The sequence below is a fragment of the Paenibacillus campinasensis genome, from assembly GCF_002272015.1.
Taxonomy (GTDB): Bacteria; Bacillota; Bacilli; order Paenibacillales; family Paenibacillaceae; genus Paenibacillus_AQ; species Paenibacillus_AQ campinasensis.
This window is the reverse complement of record NZ_NPBY01000056.1, coordinates 1-4,771: the sequence shown is the minus strand read 5'-3', so window position 1 is coordinate 4,771 and position 4,771 is coordinate 1. Positions and strand designations below refer to the sequence as shown.

The following is a 4,771-nucleotide window of genomic DNA, read 5'->3' as shown; positions in this document are numbered from 1 at the left end:
TTTTTTGCATGCTTTCACAGCAGCCTGACTTATGATGCCGCGCTGTTTTTTTGTAAAAATCTTTCGCTTATATGTATTTCATCCCCTGCCTCCTCGTATGTATAGAGCAGTGAAAAAAATCCCTTCGCTCATCGTCACCCCGCTAGGCAAATGCACATACGATACAGTGGTGAAGTCAAGGAAGTGGAGGGAGTTATTGTGGCTGTTATCAAAGCAAATTCAAGTGATATTGATCTTCTGGCAAGACTGATCCGGGCAGAGGCGGAAGGCGAGGGAGAGCAGGGAATGCTCATGGTCGGCAATGTTGGCGTGAACCGCATCCGTTCCAATTGCCTTGATTTTATGGATATCCGCAGCATGAGGGATATGGTATACCAGAGTCCGGGCGGATTCGAGGCCACGCAGAAGGGGTACTTTTACCAGAAGGCAAGGGAGCGGGACAAAGAGCTGGCCCAGAGAGTCATTAACGGCGAGCGAATCTGGCCGGCCTCCAACGCGCTGTGGTTCTTTCGCCCGGTGGGCGATTGTCCTCCTACCTGGTACAATCAGCAGCATTCCGGCCGATTTAAGGCGCATTGCTTCTTCATCCCGACTTACGAAGATTGTCCTGCCGTTTATTAATGGCTTGAACAACCGCTTCATGCGAAAGATATGACAAGGAGGTAATCCAGTTTTATGTACAACCACAGTGTTCCCCCGGTTCATTTTGTCAATCAGGTGCGTTATCCCGGCGTTCCTCAGCGGTCCGTCGCCGGCTATGCCGGCAATGTCCCGCCGCAGGTGCCAAGCGGAGCCCCGATTACCCCTGGTGGTGCGGTGCTGCCAACCCAGCAATTCGAGCAATCTTACATTGAGAACATTTTGCGCCTGAACCTCGGCAAGCAGGGCACCTTCTACATGACCTACGAGAACAACAGCCAGTGGAATGCCAAAGTGTTCACAGGCATCATCGAAGCTGCCGGCAGAGATCACATTATTATCAGCGAGCGCCAGACAGGAAGACGTGTCATTCTGCTGATGGTCAATCTGGACTACGTCGTGTTCGACGAGCCGCTTACTTACCAATACCCTGGCCATGTAGGCACTCAGGGCGGAAGATAATCCCCAATCAAGCCGAACTCCGGATAGCGATCTATTCGGAGTTTTTCCGTACATACGAGCATTTTATGTGCAATCCGGACGCTATACGAAACCTTCAAGCCGCTCATTTCATAGACTATATCAATTCGGCGATATCAGGGGCTAAACCCAGGTATTCAAAAAATAGCCGCTAACAACGCGTTTTTATGTCATAAGACAAAGTTTGACTGTGTATCGTAGTTCTATATAATTATTTATATAGCTTGTATACGTCTCAAATAAGACAAGGAGATGATTTCATTGGGAAGTTGATGCGCGGTTCGGATACGCTGCAATGTGTGATCGCTTCACAAATTTTTAACAATCGAAGGAGGTGATCCTATTCGTCATGGCATGTTGCATGGCGGATAGGAGATCTATTGAGTGACCCCTTACCGAGTTTATTAAGTTTATTCTTGGTGTTTTTACTTGTATTTTTGAACGGTTTTTTTGTATCGGCAGAGCTGGCCTTCGTGAAAGTGAAGGGAAGCCGGATTGATGCACTGGCCGAGGAAGGGCATCGGAGAGCCCGATTTGCGCAGGGCATTCTGCAAAATCTTGACCGTGTGCTGTCCGCATGCCAATTGGGCATTACGCTAGTTACGCTTGGACTTGGCTGGATCGCCGAAAGAACGATTTTTGCCATGATTACGCCATGGTTTGGCGGGCTTGGATGGAGCGAGACGCTCATCCATATCATATCCCTGGTTATTGCATTTATGCTTATATCACTGATTCATGTCGTGTTTGGCGTGCTGGCCCCGAAATCGGTGGCGGCTCACAAGGCGGAGCGCATTACGCTGTTGTCTGCGATTCCGCTGAACCTGTTCTATAAAGGCATGTCGCCGCTGTTGTGGCTGGTCAATGGGCTATCCGGCGGACTGCTGAGCTTATTCCGGATGCAGCGCGTCGTGGAACGCAATGTGCATACGGAGGAAGAACTGCGGGATATGATGAAGGAAAGCAACGAAAGCGGGCTGATTGACAACACGGAGATGGCGCTTGTTGACAACATCTTTGAGTTTGCCGATACGACCGCACGTGAAGTCATGATTCCCCGAACCGATATGATCTGTTTATACAATAATCTGTCCTTGGAAGAGAATATGAAGATTGCGCAAGAAGGCATGCGAACCCGTTATCCGGTATGTGATGAAGACAAGGACCATATTATCGGTTTTGTTCATATCAAGGATCTGATGCGCGGACTGGCGCATAACCAGATTTCATTGATTCGCCCGATTCTGGCTGTTCCCGAGTCGATGAAGATCAGCGAGCTGCTGAGAAGAATGCAGCGCAGCAAGACGCAGATCGCCATTCTGATTGACGAATACGGCGGCACCTCCGGCCTGGTGACCCTGGAGGACATTATGGAGGAGATTGTCGGCGAGATTCAGGATGAATTTGACGAGGAGCGGGAAGGTTTCGAGCAGATTGGTGAAGACGAGTTCTCCATTGACGGATTGATGCTGATTGATGAAATTAATGACCGTCTAGGTCTCCATGTGGATACAGATGATTATGATACCATCGGAGGATGGTTGTCTTCCCGTCTTGAAGTATTATTGCCGCAGAAAGGGCAGTCCATCTTGTATGAGGATTGTCTGTTCGAGGTAGAGGAGACGGATAACAAACGCATATCCCGAATCCGGGTGACAAGACAGCAGATGCTGCAGGAAGAAGCGGGAGCATAGATTGCTGTGGATGGAATCGATGAGAAAGATTGACATTTTATGTCGATCTTTCTTTTTTATATTAAATTAGTTTCAATATTTATATCAAATAATGAAAGAATAGATACTTTTTCGTCGAATAAGGATGTTAAAATATGGATGTTCCTATTAATGAAAGAAGGGTGATGTTATGTCCAAAGTGCGGAATCATACACGCATAGTCTCATCGGTGGCTCTCAGTGTACTGTTGAGTTTATCTCTGACCGGAGGGGCGTTTGCGGATTCAGCTTCAGACTTAGCACCAGGCGCCTTGACATCTCCGCCGCCAGTAGAGGCGGAATTTGTTCCGTTCGCAGCATTGAACGCGAACCTGTATTTATCGCATGGATCTTCTACGATCCGACAAGCCGGATCCAACCAGGTTCAGGTTACTGCCAGAACCTATGCTTATCAGACGGTTAATTCAGTAGGGGTCAACTACAACCTCCAGCGCTGGACAGGCACGGAATGGATCAATATTGCCAGTTTCTCCGACAGTGTGTCCAGCAGAAGCTCTTACGATGGACTACGGACATGGAGTGTGTCCCCAGGGTACTATTACCGGGCGCATACCGTACACTGGGTGAACCATGGCGGGACTTACGAATCAGCTACATACTACACGAATTCTGTCCTTATTCCTCTATAATTTCAGATGGCATGAAGCAGCAGGGCTGCCCCTTCCGGGGCAGCCCTGTGTCTTTATATAATCCGATGCCTCTATGATTCAGGTAGCGGCAGTCTGGCTCGCGTACATATTGTCCGCTCTCGGTTCCCGATAATAGTTGGTGGCTAATGGAAGCTGCTTATTGGATATTGTTGGCGATCTTGACCAGCTCTTCCTTGCTCACATCCCCGATGATAAAGTACACCACTTCGTTCATCATGAATTTGAGGCTGTTATAACGCCCTTCGCTGAAGGCAGCCTCAATGCCGGAATCGAGCTTCAGCTGGCTCGTTACTTCACCTGGCAGTGCTACCGAAGCCGAGTTGTCCAGACTGTACAGATGCACATATAGACGTTGGTCACCATTCGCATAATGAAGCGCCAGATCATACACCGGCTCCTCCTGAGCGGAGCCAAGGGCGCTCATCTCATCCAGCACATATCCTTCAGGCATATACCCGAACTCGGGAAGCGGAAATGCCAGTCGTTCCTTGATCTGCGCTTCTGTCAGATGATGATACTCGGTTGTCAATTCCTCAACAAATACATCTTCATCCGACTGTCCGTGATGCTGAACCATATCCGGCGGCGGCGCTGTGACTGCACCGTGTTCAGGGGCCGGGCTTTGCCGTCCGAACATCATATTGACAACACCGTCCCCCCAATTCTTGATCTGCTGGTAAAAGGGAGTTACCGCCTGCGTCATAGTGGGCGGGGAGAATAGAAATGCCCCGATTGCAACGGAAGCCGCAACAATACCGGTAAGCCGAAAGCGGCGGCGGCGCTGCTTCTTACGTTTAAGCTGATCAAGTTGCTGCTTGACCTGCTGCCATGATTGCCGTTTCGATTCTTCATCTGCAGCTATTGAAGAACGAGATGCTGCGCGTTCAAATGCTTGATCAAACTGTTCGTCAAAGCTACCTTCATATTTTTCGTTGCTCATCCAATTCACCCCACTCTCTATACAGCATCTTCTTCACAGATTCCCTGGCCCGGAACAGCCGCTGCTTCACGATATCTTCCCGGATGCCGAGCAGTTCCCCGATTTCCCGGTAGGACAGGCCATGCTTCCAGCGATATTCAATCAGAATGCGATATTCCGGCTTGAGCTGGTGCAAATACTGCTCGATGGATTCCTCCAACATGTTGGACTCCACCTGTTGTTCTACATTAATGGAAGAAACAACCATTTGCTCTTCATTAATAAAAACACGCTCAACATCGATTTGGTTACGGTATTTTTTATTTTTTCTTAAATAATTCATCGTTGAGT

At 48.8% G+C, this 4,771-nt stretch carries 6 protein-coding genes; 4 read left to right on the top strand and 2 right to left on the bottom strand.

Annotation, left to right across the window (positions count from 1 at the left end; all coding sequences use genetic code 11):
- The first annotated feature begins 198 nt into the window (after positions 1-198).
- From CHH67_RS17705 to CHH67_RS17690, 4 genes are all read left to right on the top strand, one after another.
- Positions 199-621, top strand: a complete 423-nt coding sequence (locus CHH67_RS17705; protein ID WP_095266532.1) for a cell wall hydrolase — start codon at positions 199-201, stop codon at positions 619-621.
- Positions 622-675: 54 nt separating this feature from the next.
- Complete coding sequence (gene gerQ, locus CHH67_RS17700) at positions 676-1,101, top strand: spore coat protein GerQ (RefSeq protein WP_095266531.1); 426 nt, start codon at positions 676-678, stop codon at positions 1,099-1,101.
- Between the two features lie 398 nt (positions 1,102-1,499).
- Positions 1,500-2,813 carry a hemolysin family protein gene (locus CHH67_RS17695; protein ID WP_095266530.1) on the top strand — a complete coding sequence of 438 codons (1,314 nt, stop codon included), beginning with the start codon at positions 1,500-1,502 and terminating at the stop codon, positions 2,811-2,813.
- A 169-nt stretch (positions 2,814-2,982) separates the two neighbouring features.
- Positions 2,983-3,480 (top strand): hypothetical protein, encoded by a 498-nt coding sequence (locus tag CHH67_RS17690; protein WP_095266529.1) that lies wholly within the window; start codon positions 2,983-2,985, stop codon positions 3,478-3,480.
- A 157-nt stretch (positions 3,481-3,637) separates the two neighbouring features.
- Here CHH67_RS17690 and CHH67_RS17685 read toward each other — a convergent pair whose 3' ends face one another.
- Positions 3,638-4,441, bottom strand: a complete 804-nt coding sequence (locus CHH67_RS17685; RefSeq protein ID WP_095266528.1) for a DUF4367 domain-containing protein — start codon at positions 4,439-4,441, stop codon at positions 3,638-3,640.
- The coding region (locus CHH67_RS17680; RefSeq protein ID WP_144029277.1) for an RNA polymerase sigma factor at positions 4,422-4,771 on the bottom strand (350 nt) is incomplete at its 5' end. The genes CHH67_RS17685 and CHH67_RS17680, both read right to left, overlap by 20 nt.